Origin of the sequence: Pseudomonas fluorescens (assembly GCF_001708445.1) — a bacterium.
Classification (GTDB): domain Bacteria; phylum Pseudomonadota; class Gammaproteobacteria; order Pseudomonadales; family Pseudomonadaceae; genus Aquipseudomonas; species Aquipseudomonas gorinensis.
In genome coordinates this window covers 6,092,515-6,107,556 of the sequence record NZ_CP015637.1, presented here as the reverse complement: position 1 = coordinate 6,107,556, position 15,042 = coordinate 6,092,515, and the positions used below count along the sequence as shown (strand labels likewise).

Genomic DNA, 15,042 nt, shown 5'->3' with positions numbered 1-15,042 from the left:
GCATTCAGGATGAACGCGGTGCCTTTGAGTTTTTCGCGAGCAAGCTCGCTCCTACAGGTACAGCAGGTCGGGCTGGTTACTTAGTAGCGGTAAGCGTGCGGCTTGAACGGACCTTCGACGGTCACGCCGATGTAGTCGGCCTGGGTCTTGGTCAGTTGAGTCACCACGCCGCCGAAGCCGCGGACCATTTCCAGGGCCACTTCTTCGTCGAGTTTCTTCGGCAGTACTTCCACGGTCAGGCGCTCGGCTTTCTGGGCTGGCGACAGGTCGGCGTACTTCTGGCCGAACAGGAAGATCTGCGCCAGTACCTGGTTGGCGAACGAGCCGTCCATGATGCGGCTTGGGTGGCCGGTGGCGTTGCCCAGGTTAACCAGGCGGCCTTCAGCCAGCAGGATCAGGTAGTCGTCGTTCTGTGGGTCGAAAGCGCCAGCGCCGGTACGGTGAACCTTGTGTACCTGTGGCTTTACTTCTTCCCATGCCCAGTTCTTGCGCATGAAAGCGGTGTCGATCTCGTTGTCGAAGTGACCGATGTTGCACACCACGGCGCGCTTTTTCAGGGCCTTGAGCATGTTCGAATCGCAAACATTCACGTTGCCGGTGGTGGTCACGATCAGGTCGATCTTGCCCAGCAGGGCCTTGTCGATGCTCGCTTCGGTGCCGTCATTGACGCCATCGATGAACGGCGAAACCACTTCGAAACCGTCCATGCAGGCTTGCATGGCGCAGATCGGGTCGACTTCGGAAACCTTGACGATCATGCCTTCCTGACGCAGGGACTGGGACGAACCCTTGCCCACGTCACCGTAGCCGATCACCAGGGCTTGCTTGCCCGACAGCAGGTGGTCGGTGCCGCGCTTGATGGCATCGTTCAGGCTGTGACGGCAGCCGTACTTGTTGTCGTTCTTGCTCTTGGTCACCGAGTCGTTGACGTTGATGGCCGGGATTTTCAGCTCGCCCTTGGCCAGCATGTCCAGCAGGCGGTGCACGCCAGTGGTGGTTTCTTCGGTCACGCCGTGGACGCGGTCGAGGATCTGCGGGTACTTCGTGTGCAGCAGCGCGGTCAGGTCGCCGCCGTCGTCGAGGATCATGTTGGCATCCCATGGCGCGCCATCTTTCAGGATGGTTTGTTCCAGGCACCACTCGTACTCTTCTTCGGTCTCGCCTTTCCAGGCGAATACCGGGATACCGGCGGCGGCGATGGCGGCAGCGGCCTGGTCCTGGGTCGAGAAGATGTTGCAGGACGACCAACGCACTTCGGCACCCAGGGCAACCAGGGTTTCGATCAGCACGGCGGTCTGGATGGTCATGTGGATGCAGCCGAGAATCTTCGCGCCCTTGAGCGGCTGCTCAGCGGCGTACTTGCGACGCAGGCCCATCAGGGCTGGCATTTCGGATTCGGCGATAAAGGTTTCGCGACGGCCCCAGGCGGCGAGGGACATGTCGGCGACTTTGTAGTCGGTGAAATCTGCAGGCGTAATTACAGCGCTCATGAAGAGCCTCCATTCGTAGTGTGCGAATGGGCGCCGTTGTGCGTTTAGTATCAGGCCAGGACAACCAGGCCGGACAACGCCCCATCCGAGCCTGACAGGCCTAGCCTGCTGCAGCGCCCCTCGGACAGGTGGCGGGAGAACGGTATCAACTGAAGATGACCGTTTTGAAGCGGGGGCGATTATAGCCGTGTACGCGGCACTTCCCAAGCCTTTCTGTCGACGACGTGAAGATCGCTCATCGGCTTGATAGGCAATGGCGCATAGAGCTTGGGGGCAGGCTCTGCCATGATGTTGCCCATCATTTCGCCACGCGCTTTGGAGTGACCATGAACTTTCACACCCGCAAATGGGTAAAACCTGAAGACCTCAACCCCAACGGCACCCTGTTCGGCGGCAGCCTGCTGCGCTGGATCGACGAAGAAGCAGCCATCTACGCGATTGTCCAGCTGGGCAACCAGCGTGTGGTGACCAAGTACATCTCCGAAATCAACTTTGTCAGCGCCTCGCGCCAGGGCGACATCATCGAGCTGGGCATCACCGCCACCGAGTTCGGCCGCACCTCCATTACCCTGACCTGCGAAGTGCGCAACAAAATCACCCGCAAAAGCATCCTGACCGTGGAAAAAATGGTCTTCGTCAACCTCGGCGAGGACGGTTTACCCGCGCCCCATGGCCGTACCGAGATCAAGTACGTCAAGGACCAATTCCAGGAAGACGGCATCAAGAATTAATCCTGCGGGTGGCAGTGAACGCTCTTGATAGGCGATAGGTCGTACCTGAACACCGCCCCCCGTTCAGGTATCACCATGGCCACCCAAGAAGACGGCAAGACCCCCAACCTGTCGCAGGAAGAACAGCACGACGTCGACAAAAACCAACCGCCCCGCGCAGCGGTGCTGCACGAAATCATCCGTACCCAGGGCGACCAGGAGCTGGAGCGAAGTGTCGCTGCCTTGTGGTGGTCGGCGCTGGCCGCCGGGTTGACCATGGGGCTGTCGTTGATGGCCATGGGGCTACTCAATTCCCGCCTGCCGGACGGCGAGGCGTTCAAGGTGATCGCCAGCTTCGGTTACTGTGCGGGCTTTCTGGCGGTGATTCTTGCACGCCAGCAGTTGTTCACCGAAAACACCCTGACCGCGGTGTTGCCGGTGATGAGCAAACCTACATTGGCCAACGCCGGACGCTTGTTGAGGTTGTGGAGCGTGGTGCTGGTGGGCAACCTGTGCGGCACTCTGCTGGTGGCCTACGTGATGCTGCACCTGCCGATCTTCGATACCAAGACCGACCATGCTTTCCTTGAAATCGGGCGCAAGATCATGGAAAACGATGCCGGCCAGATGTTTGCCAAAGGCATTGTTTCCGGTTGGATGATCGCGACCATGGTGTGGATGATTCCGTCCATGGAAAGCGCCAAGATGTGGATCATCATCCTGATCACCTACCTGATGGCCTTGGGCGATTTCACTCACATCGTCGTGGGCTCGGCCGAGGTGTCCTACCTGGTGTTCGCCGGTGAGCTGCCGTGGAAGGATTTCTGGCTGGTCTTCGCCGGGCCGACCCTGGCCGGCAATATCATTGGCGGCAGCTTCATCTTTGCGCTGATCAGCCATGCGCAGATTCGCAGTGAAAGCAGTTTGCCGGGCAAAAAGGCTGCGGACCCCAGGCATCCGCAGCAGATTGACAAGGGTCAGTGAGTGTCGGGCGTGGCCTGGGGTTCGCCCTCGGTCACGCGCTTGACCAGCTTGCCGATGCTCAGTCCCTGCAACAGGATCGACGACAGCACCACAATGTAGGTGATGCTCAGCAGCAGGTCGCGCTCCGGGCCCAACGGCAGGGCCAGCGCCAGCGCCACCGAAACCCCACCGCGCAGCCCGCCCCATGTCAGGATGCGAATAGTCCCGCGAGGTACCGTGCGCCAGCGCCGTAGCAGCAGGATCGCCGGGGCCACTGTCAGCAGGCGCGACAGCAGGATCGCCACCGCCAGCAAGCTGGCCGCGAACACATGCAGCCAGTTGAACGGCAACAGCAACAACTCCATGCCGATCAACGCGAACAGCAGGGCGTTGAGCATGTCGTCGAGCAACTCCCAGAAACCGTCCAGGTAGCGCCGGGTCATATCGTTCATCGCCAGCTTGCGGCCCAGGTTGCCGATGATCAGGCCTGCCACCACCATCGCAATCGGTGCCGAGACGTGCAGTTCGGTGGCCATCGCCGAGCCACCGATCACCAATGCCAGGGTCAGCATCACTTCGATCTGGTGCTGTTCGATGCTCTTGATCATCAGGTAGACCAGGTAACCGATCAGCCCGCCAAACACCACGCCGCCGATTGCCTCATGGGCGAACAGCATCGCGGTGGCGCCCACGGTGGGCGTCTCGCCCAACTGTGCGATACCCAGCAATACGGTAAACACCACTACGGCTGTACCGTCGTTGAACAGCGACTCGCCGACGATCGTGGTTTTCAGTGGTTTCGACGCATTGGCGGTACGCAGCACGCCCAGCACCGCAATCGGGTCGGTGGGTGAGATCAGCGCGCCGAACAGCAGGCAGTAGAGGAAGCTCACGTGCCAGCCGAACAGGGCGAAGATGTAGTACGCCAGGCTGCCGATCACCCCGGTGGCGATCAGCACGCCAAAGGTCGCCAACAGGCCGATGGGCCAACGGTAGCTGCGCAGGTCGTTGAGGTTCACGTGCAAGGCGCCGGCGAACAGCAGGAACGACAGCATCCAGTTCATCAGCAGGTCGCCGAAGTCGATCTGGCCAATCAACTGCTGGATACGTTCCTCCAGGCCCGGGTAGCCGAGCACGCTCAGGCCTTGCAGGATCAGCGAAAACAGCAGGGCGGTGACCATCACGCCAATGGTGGGCGGCAGGCCGATAAAACGGAAGTTCACATAGGTGAGCAGGGTGGTGAGGCAAATGAAGGCGGCGACAAGTTCAAGCATCCGGGGTCCTTGGGGAGGTGGGAGAGGGGATTCAACTGGGCAGATGCAGGCGCGGCAGGTGCGCCGAGGCGGCGTTTAGTATAAACAGGCGTTGATACATCACGAATCAATTAAGGAGATTGCATTGGTAGCGACAGCTCTGGTGCTGGTAGCGGCGCTGTTGCATGCGACCTGGAACACCTTGATCAAGTTCAGCGGCGAGCGCCTGCTTGTGATCGCTTGCATGGACACTGTGGCCTTGCTGTTTGTGGTGCTGGCGGTGGGGTTTGTGTCGGTGCCGCCGCTGGACATCTGGCCGTGGATCATCGCCTCGGCGCTGTTTGAGCTGCTCTACCGTTATCTGCTGATTCAAGCTTATCGCGTCGGCGACCTGGGGCTGGTCTATCCGCTGATGCGTGGCCTGTCGCCCCTGGTGGTACTGGCGTTGACTCTGGTGTTCGCCGGTGAAGTGCTGAGCACCCAGCAAATCCTCGGCATCCTGCTGATCCCGTTCGGCATGCTGTGCCTGCTATGGCAGGGCGGTGGTGGCGACCGTTTGCCCTGGTCGATGTTGCCGGTAGTGGCGCTGATCGGCCTGTGCATTGGCTGCTATACCTTCCTTGACGGCCAGGCATTGCGGCGTTGGTCACACCCGCTGGATTACCTGGTGTGGCTGACGCTGATCAGCGCCTGGCCATTCCCGTTGCTGGCGGTGGTACGCAAGCGCGCGGCGTTCAACCTGTTTTGGCGCACCCAATGGCGGCTGGGGTTGAGCGTGGGGTTCTGCGTATTGTTGAGCTACGCTCTGGTGCTCTGGGCCATGCAGTTGGGCTCGATTGCCGAGGCTGCCGCGCTGCGGGAAGTCAGCGTGATCCTGGTGGTGTTGTTCGGTATGCGTTATCTGAAAGAACCTTTCGGCCGGCCACGGCTCATAGCCTGTGGGTTGGTGCTGATCGGCATGTTCGTGATGAAGCTCTAACCGTCAGATAAAACCAAAAAAGGAATGAGTGATGACAGCGGCTTTCTGGTGTGTGTTGATTGCAATCTTTCTGCCGTACCTGTGCACGGGCGTCGCCAAGTTCAGTGGCGGCAAGTTCGGCCTCAGGCAGAACCACGACCCGCGCGCTTTCCTCGATACCCTCGAAGGCTTTGCCAAGCGTGCTCACAGTGCGCAACTCAACAGCTTTGAAGTGACCCCGGCGTTTGCCGCGGCGGTGATCATTGCGCACATCGCCGGTACGGCGTCGCTGGTGACCATCAACGTGCTGGCGGTGCTGTTTATCACCAGCCGCCTGCTGTACATCATCTGCTACCTGGCGGACTGGGCGATATTGCGTTCGTTGGTGTGGACGGTGGGCATGGTGCTGATTGCGAGTTTCTTCTTCGTCTCGATCTGACCTGGCTTCGCGGGAGCACACTTGTTCCCGCTGGCGTGCGTAGCGCTCCCAAAACCGCTGGGGCCGCTACGCAGCCCAACGGGAGCAAGCTTCCTGGCCACAACGGCCGGTTTCATCGTTGACGGTCAGTGGCTGTCAGCTGCCGGCGGGCGCATCCGGTACCTGCGGTAACGCTGCGCCTTTGGGCCACAGCATCCAGATCTGCCCCTGCTGCTTCATGTTGCCGGCCAGCTCGCCCGCGGCATCGCCCGTGCCCCAGAACAAGTCTGCCCGCACCTCGCCCGTAATGGCGCCGCCCGTGTCCTGGGCCGCCACGGGCCTTGTGATCGGTGAGCCATCGGGCTTGGTGGTCGACAGCCACAACAGGCTACCGAGTGGGATCACCTTGCGATCCACCGCCACGCTGTAGCCGGCGGTCAATGGCACATTCAGCGAGCCGCGTGGGCCTTCGTTGCTGTCGGGGCGGGCGCTGAAGAAGACATAGCTGGGGTTGCTCGCCAGCAGCTCGGGAATGCGCTGCGGGTGTGCCTTGGCCCAAGCGCTGATGGCGCCCATGGTCACGTCTTCTTTTTTCAGTTCGCCTTGTTCCACCAGCCAGCGGCCGATAGGGCGATAGGGGTAGCCGTTCTGGTCGCCGTAGCCGACGCGTAGTTGACGACCGCCGGCCAGCTGGATACGGCCGGAGCCCTGGATCTGCAGGAATTGCAGGTCCATCGGGTTGGTCAGCCAGGCGATCGGCTTGGCGCTGGAGCCTTGGCCATTGATCGCGCTGGCATCGTCATAGGGCTTGAGCACGCGACCTTCGAGGCGGCCGCGCAGGCGCTTGCCCTTGAGTTCGGGGTAAATGCTTTCCAGGTTGACGATGATCAGGTCATCCGGCACGCCGTACACCGGCACATGGGCGCTGGCGGTCTGGGTCAGGCTGCCGGGGTAGACCGGTTCGTAGTAGCCGGTGATCAGGCCGTTCGGGCTATTGTCCGCCGAGCGCAGGCCGAACACATCCAGGCGCTCCTTGAGGAAGCCGCGGATTGCCACGGCATCACCCGGCACTGCGGCCGCCGCCGTGCACGTGGCGCCCCACACAGGGTCGGCCTTGAGACGCTGGCAGGCGCTGCGCCAGGATTCAAACCCGGCCAGCAGGTCGCTGTCGGACACCGCCGGCAACGCTTCCCACGGTGCGTTCACGTAGGTGGCTATAGCATGGGGTTTTACGGTTTCATCTTTGCCGGCATCTTTGCCCGCGTCGCAGCCGGCCAGCAGCGCGATCATCGGTAGAGCCCACGCCAGGCGGCGGCTCCAGGGTTTCAAGGTGACATTCATAGGGGTAATTCCTGAAGCGATTGCCTGCGCCATCGCGCGTTGGGGCAACCCTTATTATTAATAGGGCTATTGGTCTTTTCGGGCGGGGCGAGGATACTGGCCGCCGTTTTCCGTGACCGTGAGCCACCATGACTTTTAAAAAATTGACGGTTGTATTGCTGGCCTGCCTGGCCTTGTCTGCCTGTGGCGGCGTTGACCCCAACTCCCCCCTGGGCCAGCGCAAGGCGATCTTCAAGCAGATGCTCAAAACCGGCGAAGACCTGGGCGGCATGTTGCGTGGGCGCATCCCGTTCGACGGCGCAAAGTTCGCCGAAGGGGCGGTCAAGCTCGATGCCCTGTCCCATGAGCCGTGGAAGCATTTTCCGAGTGTGCGCGAAGAAGATCACACCAGCGCAAAGGACGATGTCTGGCAGCAGCAGGCACGTTTCCAGGAGCTGGCGCGCAACCTTGAAGCGGCCACCGGTGAATTGGTGATCGCCAGCCAGGTGCAGCCTTACAAGGCCGCCAACCTGGGGCCGGCGGTGCAGAAAGTTGAAGATGCCTGCAGCGCTTGCCATAAACAGTTCCGAGACCACTGACCGATTTTACTGGTCGAGCTCTTCCACGGCGTCCTGCAGGTCTTTGCGTGACTGGGCAAGCTTGTCCTTGCGCTTGTTGATCTTGTCCGCGTCACCCTTTTTCATCGCTTTGTCGAGGTCGGCCTGACGACGGCTGACTTCGTGCTTGGCGTCGAGCACCTTGTTTTCGCGTTCCTTCTTCAAGGCGGCGTCATTGCAGTTGGCGGTGACTTCAGCCAGGGCTTTTTCCAGGCCGGCCTGTTGTTCGCTGTTGCCATGGGCCTTGGCCTGTTCGATCTGGGTGCTGATGGCCTGGCGCTTGGCGGCGCAGCCGGTCAGGGGTTGCGTGTCTTCGGCCGCCAGCGATGGCGTGGCCATGAAGCTTGCGACGGTCAACAGGGCAAGGGGGGCTAGAAATTTCATGTGGAGCTCCAAGGTCGCAATCGGATGGCAGGGTGAATTCTGCCGTGGTTCAAAGGTGGCCGGGCCGGTTCAAAACCCGTCTATCCCGGCCACGCGGAGTGTCTCAGCCAACGCCTGGACTTGTGGGTCGTGAAAAAAAGCGCTCAATTGCGCTGCGCGACCCGGGCCAATGCCATCGATGGCCTGCCAGGCTTGGGTGTCCCGGGCGACCAGCGTCTGCCAGCCGCCTTCCAGGTTGTTGCGTGCCACGGGCGGTACACCCAGGGCTTTGAGCCATTGCGCGAAAGGCCGTTGCCGCGCGCTGCGAATGCTGTCGAGCAGTCGCGCACGGCTGCGATCGCCGAAGCCATCAATGTTAGCAAGCTCTGCCGCATCCAGGGTTAACCAATCGAGAAAGCCAGCGATTAGACCGGCCTGGATCAATACGTTCCAGGTCTCGCGGCCCAAATGCGGTAACGCCAGGCCCTGGTTGCCGCTCAGCCAGGTCAGGCGCGCGAGCAATTGTTCTTCGCAGCCGGGGTCGAGTTGCCAGCAGCTCAGCGCGTGAAAATCCCGGGCATGGGGCACGGCCATGGCGACTCGGGTTTCGTTGCGCAGGATGACTTCGTCCAAGCGTGGGATCACTTGGCCGGCGAGGCTGATGGAAACCTGGTCGCCGGGGCGGATGTCCAGCGCTTGCCAGCGTTTCAGGGAGCCGACGCTGACCCGGCTGATCTGCCGGTCGTCCAGCCGCACCGGTTCGAGTTCCAGCAACGGCGTGATGCGCCCGGTGCGGCCGATCTTGAACTGCACGTTGCGCACCAGCGCCAGGGCCTTGGCTGCGGGGTATTTCCAGGCGACTGCCCAGTAAGGCGTACTGACCTGCCAGCGTTCGGCGGGGGCGCGCACGGCCTGGTGCAACACCACGCCGTCGCTGGCGAACGGCAGTGGATGGGTATACCAGTGGGTGCGCCAATGGGCGGCTTCGGTGAGGCTCTCGACGGGGTGGCTGTAGTCTTGGCTGTCCGTGAACCCCCAGCGCGCCAGGGTAGCCAGGCGTTCGGTAAAGTCCTCCGGACCCTCGGGCCAGGCCCAGACGAACAGGCCGATTCCGGCTGCATCGGCGTCGCTCAGCTGGCGACGGTTCATCAGCCCGGCCACTTTGCTGCGGGCATTGAGCCCACCCTGTGCCGATTGCACGTGGTCGTCGAGACGCCAGTAGAGCTCGCCCTGCAACACCAGGTCGATGGGTTCAGGCAAGCGTTGGACGATGGCCGGGATCCTGCTGGAAGAGGCTGACCAATCCTGGCCGAGTCGGCCGTCACCGCGGCTGATGACTTGGCTCAAGTGGCCCTGGCGGTACACCAGCGTGACGGCAACGCCGTCGACCTTGGGTTGAATCCAGACATCCTGGCGCACGCGCAACCATTCGCCAACGGCCTGTTCATCCAGCAGTTTTTCCAGGCCCGTATGGGCAATCGGGTGCGGCACGGTGCCGCGTGAACTGGCCAGCGGTTTGTCTGTGGTCGCCGCGGAGGGGGAGACGCATTGGCGCCAGTTGGCCAGGCGCTGGCGGGCCTGGTCGTAGAGCTCATCGCTGATGGGCGAATGGCCGAGTCGATGGTAGCTGTCATCCCACAGGCGAATGTGTTCGGCGAGGGTATTGACCTGCGACCTGGCTTCATCGGGGCATTCATCTGCCCAACACAAAATGGGCAGAGCACTGACTAGAAGAGTGATCACTGAACGCATCATGAGCATCCTTGCTCGAAAAGGGCGCCCAGCCTAAATGATCCTCTCTTCCACAAAAAAGCCCCGGCAGTGCGGGGCTTTTTACCGGGTGTTTCCAGTTACTTGAACAAACCACCCAAGGCTTTCACGGCGTCCGGCTTATCCGCCTTGGCTTCCTGATTTTGCTGCTTGGCGTCGGCTTTGGCTTGGGTTTCAGCGAGTTTGTTGCAACCTTTGTTGACCTGGTCTTGTGCGGCTTTGAATGCCTTCACTTTCATGGTGTCTTTGCTGGCTTCGGCCGCATCGATTTTGGTTTGCAGGTCTGCGGCTTGCTTCTGGCAGTCGCCGGCATTGCCACCCAGTTGGGAGGTCAGGGCGCCACTCAGGGCGCTCAGGTCGGCGGCGTGGGCCGGCAGGGCGAGCAGGCTGAGCAGAAGGGCGGCGGGGACGAGCGTGGAGATGCGCATGAAAAACCTCAATGTTCGATTGCCTGCGCACTTATCTATCCCGGGCTGGCGCAGTGCAATATCCAATTAAGGTGGAGGGCCCGAGAGGGCGCGGATTCTAGTGGGCCATTATTTGGCCTGCAAGCTTTGGATCCAAAAATTGTGAACGTCACCGCGATTCACCCGACAATAAAAAGCCCCGCCGGGAAAACCCGGCAGGGCTTTGGATAACGCGAGCGATTACAGGCCGGCAGCAATGCGCAGGTCGTTGGCGCGGTCGGTCTTTTCCCAGGTGAAGGTGGTGAAGGTGTCGTCGCCGACGGTCTTCTGCGCAGGGGTACGACCGAAGTGGCCGTAGGCTGCGGTTTCCTGGTACATCGGGTGCAGCAGGTCGAGCATGGTGGTGATCGCGTAAGGGCGCAGGTCGAAGATCTCGCGCACCAGTTTGACGATCTTGTCATCGCTGATCTTGCCGGTACCGAAAGTGTTCAGCGAGATCGACGTAGGCTGGGCCACGCCGATGGCGTAGGACACCTGGATCTCGCAGCGCTCGGCCAGGCCGGCGGCGACGATGTTCTTGGCCACGTAGCGACCGGCGTAGGCCGCGGAACGGTCAACCTTGGACGGATCTTTACCGGAGAACGCGCCACCGCCATGCCGGGCCATGCCGCCGTAGCTGTCAACGATGATCTTGCGACCGGTCAGGCCGCAGTCGCCGACCGGGCCACCGATGATGAACTGGCCAGTCGGGTTGATATGGAACTGAGTGTCTTTGCTCAGCAGTTCGGCGGGCAGCACGTGCTTGACGATCAGTTCCATCACGCCTTCGCGCAGGTCAGCGTAGGAAACGTCCGGGTTGTGCTGGGTCGACAGGACGACCGCGTCGATGCCGACCACCTTGCCGCCTTCATAACGGCAGGTCACCTGGGACTTGGCGTCCGGGCGCAGCCAAGGCAGCAGGCCGGATTTGCGCGCTTCGGCCTGACGTTGCACGAGCTGGTGCGAGAAGGTGATCGGTGCTGGCATCAGCACGTCGGTTTCGTTGCTGGCGTAGCCGAACATCAGGCCCTGGTCGCCGGCACCCTGATCTTCAGGCTTGGCCCGGTCGACGCCCTGGTTGATGTCAGGGGACTGCTTGCCGATGATGTTCATCACGCCGCAGGTAGCGCCGTCAAAGCCTACGTCGGAGCTGTTGTAGCCGATGTCGGTGATCACGTCACGAACGATCTGCTCCAGGTCAACCCAGGCGGTAGTGGTCACTTCGCCAGCGATGATCGCTACACCGGTTTTCACCAGAGTCTCGCACGCCACACGGGCGAACTTGTCTTCAGCAATGATGGCGTCCAGCACCGCATCAGAAATCTGGTCGGCGATTTTGTCCGGATGCCCTTCAGACACGGACTCGGAGGTGAAAAGGGAGTATTCGCTCATCTCGATGTTTTCCTGATATTTACCGATGGTGAGTGTCGCCAGCCGGTCGCTGAAAATGGCGGACCTGAATCTGGAAACCATTACGTAAACCTACATAGAGGCTTTCCCCGGGAACGAGCCCCGCAGCGGTGGCCCAACGGGCCAGGTCGTCCTGTTCAAAACCCAACCAGAGATCACCGCAGGCCTCCCTGGCCCAATTCTGGTTGTGGCTGCATAAATCTGTAACCAGCAGGCTACCGCCGGGTTGCAGCAAGTTCGCCATCTGCTTGAGGGCGTCGGCGGGGGCCGCGAAATGGTGCAGGACCATGTTCAGCACCACGCAATCGGCCTTCAGGCCCGTATGAGTCAGCGCGTCGGCCAACTGCAGGCGGATATTGCCCAACGCCTCGCGCTCGCAGAGCTGGCGTGCCAGCTCAAGCATTGCCGGGCTGTTGTCCAGCGCGGTGACCTGGCCGAAACGGCGCGCCAGTTCTGGCAGAAAGCCGCCATCCCCAGGCCCGACTTCCAATGCCGTGGCCTCATGACTGAAGCTCAGCTTGTCCAATAGCGCCAGTACGCTTTCGCGATATTGGGGCAAACCGGCGATCAGGTCCTGCTGGGCACGAAACTTCTCGGCGACCCGCGAGAAAAAGTCCTGGCTGGCCGCAGCGCGTTGTCCGTGTACCTGGCCGATGCGTGATTGCACGTCGTTGGGCAGGTTGAGGCTGTCCACTTCGTCGAGCAGGGCGGCATGAAGCTTTCCGCCGAGCACGTCGGAGTGGGGCAGGGCGCGGCGGTAAAAAATCGCATTGCCTTCGCGGCGGGTGGCCACCAGGTCGGCCTGGGCCAATACCTTCAAGTGGTGGCTCATGCCGGACTGGCCAATGGCGAAAATCTGCGCCAACTCCAGTACACCGAAAGAGTCGTTGGCCAGTGCGCGCAATACGTTCAGGCGCAACGGGTCACCAGCGGCCTTGCACAAGGCTGCCAGGTCATCGCCGTCGTCAGGACGCAGGGAGGGCACGGGTAGGTTCATAAGGCCAGCAGTCTAGTGACGGGTGGGTCTCCTCGCAAGGCCAATATCAAAAAGTTTTGATATTGGACGATAAGTGGCGGTTATAAACAGTCGCTATAACCTTTAGACGAAGCGGTTAAAGGTTTCTGCAAGCGATTGCCGCGCAAAGCACAGGAAAAACACCTGCAAGTGACTATCTGTCATTGCCCGCAGGCGGTGGCTGAGGGAAAATGCCGGTCCTTTTTTCCGTTTCTTTTAATCACTCACTATTCAAAATCCTCAGGAGAACAGCGATGCCCAGCCGTCGTGAGCGTGCCAACGCCATTCGTGCCCTCAGCATGGATGCCGTGCAAAAAGCCAACAGCGGCCATCCCGGTGCCCCGATGGGCATGGCGGATATCGCCGAGGTACTTTGGCGTGACTACCTGAAGCACAACCCGAGCAACCCATCGTTCGCCGACCGTGACCGCTTTGTGCTGTCCAACGGCCACGGCTCGATGCTGATCTACTCGCTGCTGCACCTGACCGGCTACGACGTCACCATCGATGACCTCAAGAGTTTCCGCCAGCTGCACAGCCGCACCCCGGGCCACCCGGAATTCGGCTACACCCCAGGCGTCGAGACCACTACCGGTCCCCTGGGCCAAGGCCTGGCCAACGCCGTAGGTTTCGCGCTGGCTGAAAAAGTCCTGGGCGCGCAATTCAACCGCCCTGGCCACCACATCGTTGACCACCACACCTACGTGTTCCTGGGTGATGGCTGCATGATGGAAGGCATTTCCCATGAAGTCGCTTCCCTGGCCGGTACCCTGGGCCTGGGCAAGCTGATCGCCTTCTACGATGACAACGGCATCTCCATCGACGGCGAAGTCGAAGGCTGGTTCACCGACGACACCCCTAAGCGTTTCGAAGCCTACAACTGGCAGGTGATCCGCAATGTCGACGGCCACGATCCGGAAGAAATCAAGACCGCCATCGACACCGCCCGCAAGAGCGAGCAGCCGACGCTGATCTGCTGCAAGACCACCATCGGTTTCGGTTCGCCCAACAAGCAAGGTAAAGAAGACTGCCACGGTGCCCCCCTGGGTGACGCGGAAATCGCCCTGACCCGCGCCGCGCTGAAGTGGAACCACGGTCCGTTCGAAATCCCGGCCGACATCTACGCCGAATGGGATGCCAAGGAAAAAGGCCTGGCCACCGAAGCCGAGTGGGACCAGCGCTTCGCCGCCTACTCCGCTGAATTCCCGGAATTGGCCAACGAGCTGGTACGCCGCCTGGCCGGTGACCTGCCTGCCGACTTCTCGGAAAAAGCCTCGGCCTACATCGCCGAAGTCGCGGCCAAGGGCGAGACCATCGCCAGCCGTAAAGCCAGCCAGAACACCCTGAACGCCTTTGGCCCGCTGCTGCCCGAGTTCCTCGGCGGTTCGGCCGATCTGGCCGGTTCCAACCTGACCCTGTGGAAAGGCTGCAAAGGTGTCTCGGCCGAAGACGCCAGCGGCAACTATATGTACTACGGTGTGCGCGAGTTCGGCATGAGCGCCATCATGAACGGCGTGTCCCTGCATGGCGGCCTGGTGCCTTACGGTGCGACCTTCCTGATGTTCATGGAATATGCACGTAACGCAGTCCGCATGGCGGCGCTGATGAAGAAGCGTGTGATCCATGTGTACACCCACGACTCCATCGGCCTGGGCGAAGACGGCCCGACGCACCAGCCGGTCGAGCAACTGACCAGCCTGCGTACCACGCCGAACCTGGATTGCTGGCGCCCAGCCGACGCGGTCGAATCCGCCGTGGCCTGGAAACATGCGATCGAGCGCAAGGACGGCCCTTCGGCGCTGATCTTCTCTCGTCAGAACCTGCAACACCAGGTGCGTACCGACGCGCAGATCGCCGACATCAGCCGTGGCGGCTACGTGCTCAAGGACTGCATCGGCGAGCCGGAACTGATCCTGATCTCCACCGGTTCCGAAGTGGGCCTGACCGTCCAGGCATACGACAAGCTGACTGCCCAGGGCCGCAACGTGCGCGTTGTTTCCATGCCGTGCACCAGCGTGTTCGAAGCCCAGGATGCCGACTACAAACAGTCGGTGCTGCCGTTGCAGGTCAGCGCGCGTATCGCCATCGAAGCGGCCCACGCCGACTACTGGTACAAGTACGTGGGCCTGGAAGGCCGCGTGATCGGCATGACCACCTACGGTGAGTCGGCGCCGGCACCGGCGTTGTTCGAAGAATTCGGTTTCACCCTGGATAACATCCTGGGTCAGGCTGAAGAGCTGCTGGAAGACTAAAGCGCGAACGCGGCGGCCAATTTGGCCGCTGCACACAGATGTGCGTTGGCGACTGCC

General features: G+C 61.3%; 14 protein-coding genes and 1 riboswitch. Of the genes, 6 read left to right on the top strand and 8 right to left on the bottom strand.

Translation table 11 applies throughout. The annotated features are described in order from the left end of the window. Nucleotides 1-80: 80 nt before the first annotated feature. Nucleotides 81-1,490 (bottom strand): adenosylhomocysteinase, encoded by a 1,410-nt coding sequence (gene ahcY / locus A7317_RS27295; protein WP_069077187.1) that lies wholly within the window; start codon nt 1,488-1,490, stop codon nt 81-83. A gap of 21 nt (nt 1,491-1,511) precedes the next feature. Beyond that, a riboswitch (S-adenosyl-L-homocysteine riboswitch) is annotated at nt 1,512-1,618 on the bottom strand. A gap of 198 nt (nt 1,619-1,816) precedes the next feature. Between ahcY and A7317_RS27290 the strand changes: the two genes are divergently transcribed. Both A7317_RS27290 and A7317_RS27285 read left to right on the top strand, forming a co-directional pair. Further along, the gene (locus tag A7317_RS27290; protein WP_041161043.1) at nt 1,817-2,221 is read left to right on the top strand and encodes an acyl-CoA thioesterase; all 405 of its coding nucleotides are present in this window, start codon (nt 1,817-1,819) and stop codon (nt 2,219-2,221) included. 75 nt (nt 2,222-2,296) lie between these two features. Continuing rightward, nucleotides 2,297-3,184: a formate/nitrite transporter family protein gene (locus tag A7317_RS27285; protein ID WP_024077859.1), complete on the top strand. Its 888-nt coding sequence runs from the start codon at nt 2,297-2,299 to the stop codon at nt 3,182-3,184. Here the strand turns inward: A7317_RS27285 and A7317_RS27280 are convergent. Next, the gene (locus A7317_RS27280) at nt 3,178-4,437 is read right to left on the bottom strand and encodes a cation:proton antiporter (RefSeq protein ID WP_024077858.1); all 1,260 of its coding nucleotides are present in this window, start codon (nt 4,435-4,437) and stop codon (nt 3,178-3,180) included. The genes A7317_RS27285 and A7317_RS27280 overlap by 7 nt on opposite strands. A gap of 124 nt (nt 4,438-4,561) precedes the next feature. Between A7317_RS27280 and A7317_RS27275 the strand changes: the two genes are divergently transcribed. Then, nucleotides 4,562-5,395 carry an EamA family transporter gene (locus A7317_RS27275; protein WP_024077857.1) on the top strand — a complete coding sequence of 278 codons (834 nt, stop codon included), beginning with the start codon at nt 4,562-4,564 and terminating at the stop codon, nt 5,393-5,395. 31 nt (nt 5,396-5,426) lie between these two features. Beyond that, nucleotides 5,427-5,813 carry an MAPEG family protein gene (locus A7317_RS27270; protein WP_024077856.1) on the top strand — a complete coding sequence of 129 codons (387 nt, stop codon included), beginning with the start codon at nt 5,427-5,429 and terminating at the stop codon, nt 5,811-5,813. Between the two features lie 135 nt (nt 5,814-5,948). Here the strand turns inward: A7317_RS27270 and A7317_RS27265 are convergent, their stop codons facing one another. Further along, nucleotides 5,949-7,133, bottom strand: a complete 1,185-nt coding sequence (locus tag A7317_RS27265; protein ID WP_024077855.1) for a murein transglycosylase A — start codon at nt 7,131-7,133, stop codon at nt 5,949-5,951. A 128-nt stretch (nt 7,134-7,261) separates the two neighbouring features. Between A7317_RS27265 and A7317_RS27260 the strand changes: the two genes are divergently transcribed. After that, nucleotides 7,262-7,711 carry a c-type cytochrome gene (locus A7317_RS27260; protein ID WP_024077854.1) on the top strand — a complete coding sequence of 150 codons (450 nt, stop codon included), beginning with the start codon at nt 7,262-7,264 and terminating at the stop codon, nt 7,709-7,711. 6 nt (nt 7,712-7,717) lie between these two features. Here A7317_RS27260 and A7317_RS27255 read toward each other — a convergent pair whose 3' ends face one another. From A7317_RS27255 to A7317_RS27235, 5 genes are all read right to left on the bottom strand, one after another. Beyond that, nucleotides 7,718-8,113: a DUF1090 domain-containing protein gene (locus tag A7317_RS27255; RefSeq protein WP_024077853.1), complete on the bottom strand. Its 396-nt coding sequence runs from the start codon at nt 8,111-8,113 to the stop codon at nt 7,718-7,720. A 69-nt stretch (nt 8,114-8,182) separates the two neighbouring features. After that, nucleotides 8,183-9,844, bottom strand: a complete 1,662-nt coding sequence (gene ligB, locus A7317_RS27250; RefSeq protein WP_371858335.1) for an NAD-dependent DNA ligase LigB — start codon at nt 9,842-9,844, stop codon at nt 8,183-8,185. Nucleotides 9,845-9,942: 98 nt separating this feature from the next. Then, a complete protein-coding gene (locus A7317_RS27245) occupies nt 9,943-10,290 on the bottom strand; it encodes a hypothetical protein (protein WP_024077851.1) in 348 nt (115 codons plus the stop codon). A gap of 219 nt (nt 10,291-10,509) precedes the next feature. Beyond that, nucleotides 10,510-11,700 (bottom strand): methionine adenosyltransferase, encoded by a 1,191-nt coding sequence (gene metK / locus A7317_RS27240; protein ID WP_024077850.1) that lies wholly within the window; start codon nt 11,698-11,700, stop codon nt 10,510-10,512. Between the two features lie 19 nt (nt 11,701-11,719). Beyond that, the gene (locus A7317_RS27235; protein WP_024077849.1) at nt 11,720-12,715 is read right to left on the bottom strand and encodes an ArsR/SmtB family transcription factor; all 996 of its coding nucleotides are present in this window, start codon (nt 12,713-12,715) and stop codon (nt 11,720-11,722) included. 272 nt (nt 12,716-12,987) lie between these two features. On the opposite strand from A7317_RS27235, the gene tkt reads away from it, so the two are divergent. After that, nucleotides 12,988-14,985, top strand: a complete 1,998-nt coding sequence (gene tkt, locus A7317_RS27230) for a transketolase (protein ID WP_024077848.1) — start codon at nt 12,988-12,990, stop codon at nt 14,983-14,985. The last annotated feature ends 57 nt before the right edge of the window (nt 14,986-15,042 follow it).

Coding starts and splice junctions, on each gene's coding strand:
- A7317_RS27235 (WP_024077849.1), bottom strand. CDS start 12,715: ATGAACCTACCCGTGCCCTCCCTGCGTCCTGACGACGGCGATGACCTG.
- A7317_RS27255 (WP_024077853.1), bottom strand. CDS start 8,113: ATGAAATTTCTAGCCCCCCTTGCCCTGTTGACCGTCGCAAGCTTCATG.
- A7317_RS27270 (WP_024077856.1), top strand. CDS start 5,427: ATGACAGCGGCTTTCTGGTGTGTGTTGATTGCAATCTTTCTGCCGTAC.
- A7317_RS27280 (WP_024077858.1), bottom strand. CDS start 4,437: ATGCTTGAACTTGTCGCCGCCTTCATTTGCCTCACCACCCTGCTCACC.
- ahcY (WP_069077187.1), bottom strand. CDS start 1,490: ATGAGCGCTGTAATTACGCCTGCAGATTTCACCGACTACAAAGTCGCC.
- tkt (WP_024077848.1), top strand. CDS start 12,988: ATGCCCAGCCGTCGTGAGCGTGCCAACGCCATTCGTGCCCTCAGCATG.
- A7317_RS27260 (WP_024077854.1), top strand. CDS start 7,262: ATGACTTTTAAAAAATTGACGGTTGTATTGCTGGCCTGCCTGGCCTTG.
- A7317_RS27290 (WP_041161043.1), top strand. CDS start 1,817: ATGAACTTTCACACCCGCAAATGGGTAAAACCTGAAGACCTCAACCCC.
- A7317_RS27285 (WP_024077859.1), top strand. CDS start 2,297: ATGGCCACCCAAGAAGACGGCAAGACCCCCAACCTGTCGCAGGAAGAA.
- A7317_RS27245 (WP_024077851.1), bottom strand. CDS start 10,290: ATGCGCATCTCCACGCTCGTCCCCGCCGCCCTTCTGCTCAGCCTGCTC.
- metK (WP_024077850.1), bottom strand. CDS start 11,700: ATGAGCGAATACTCCCTTTTCACCTCCGAGTCCGTGTCTGAAGGGCAT.
- ligB (WP_371858335.1), bottom strand. CDS start 9,844: ATGCGTTCAGTGATCACTCTTCTAGTCAGTGCTCTGCCCATTTTGTGT.
- A7317_RS27265 (WP_024077855.1), bottom strand. CDS start 7,133: ATGAATGTCACCTTGAAACCCTGGAGCCGCCGCCTGGCGTGGGCTCTA.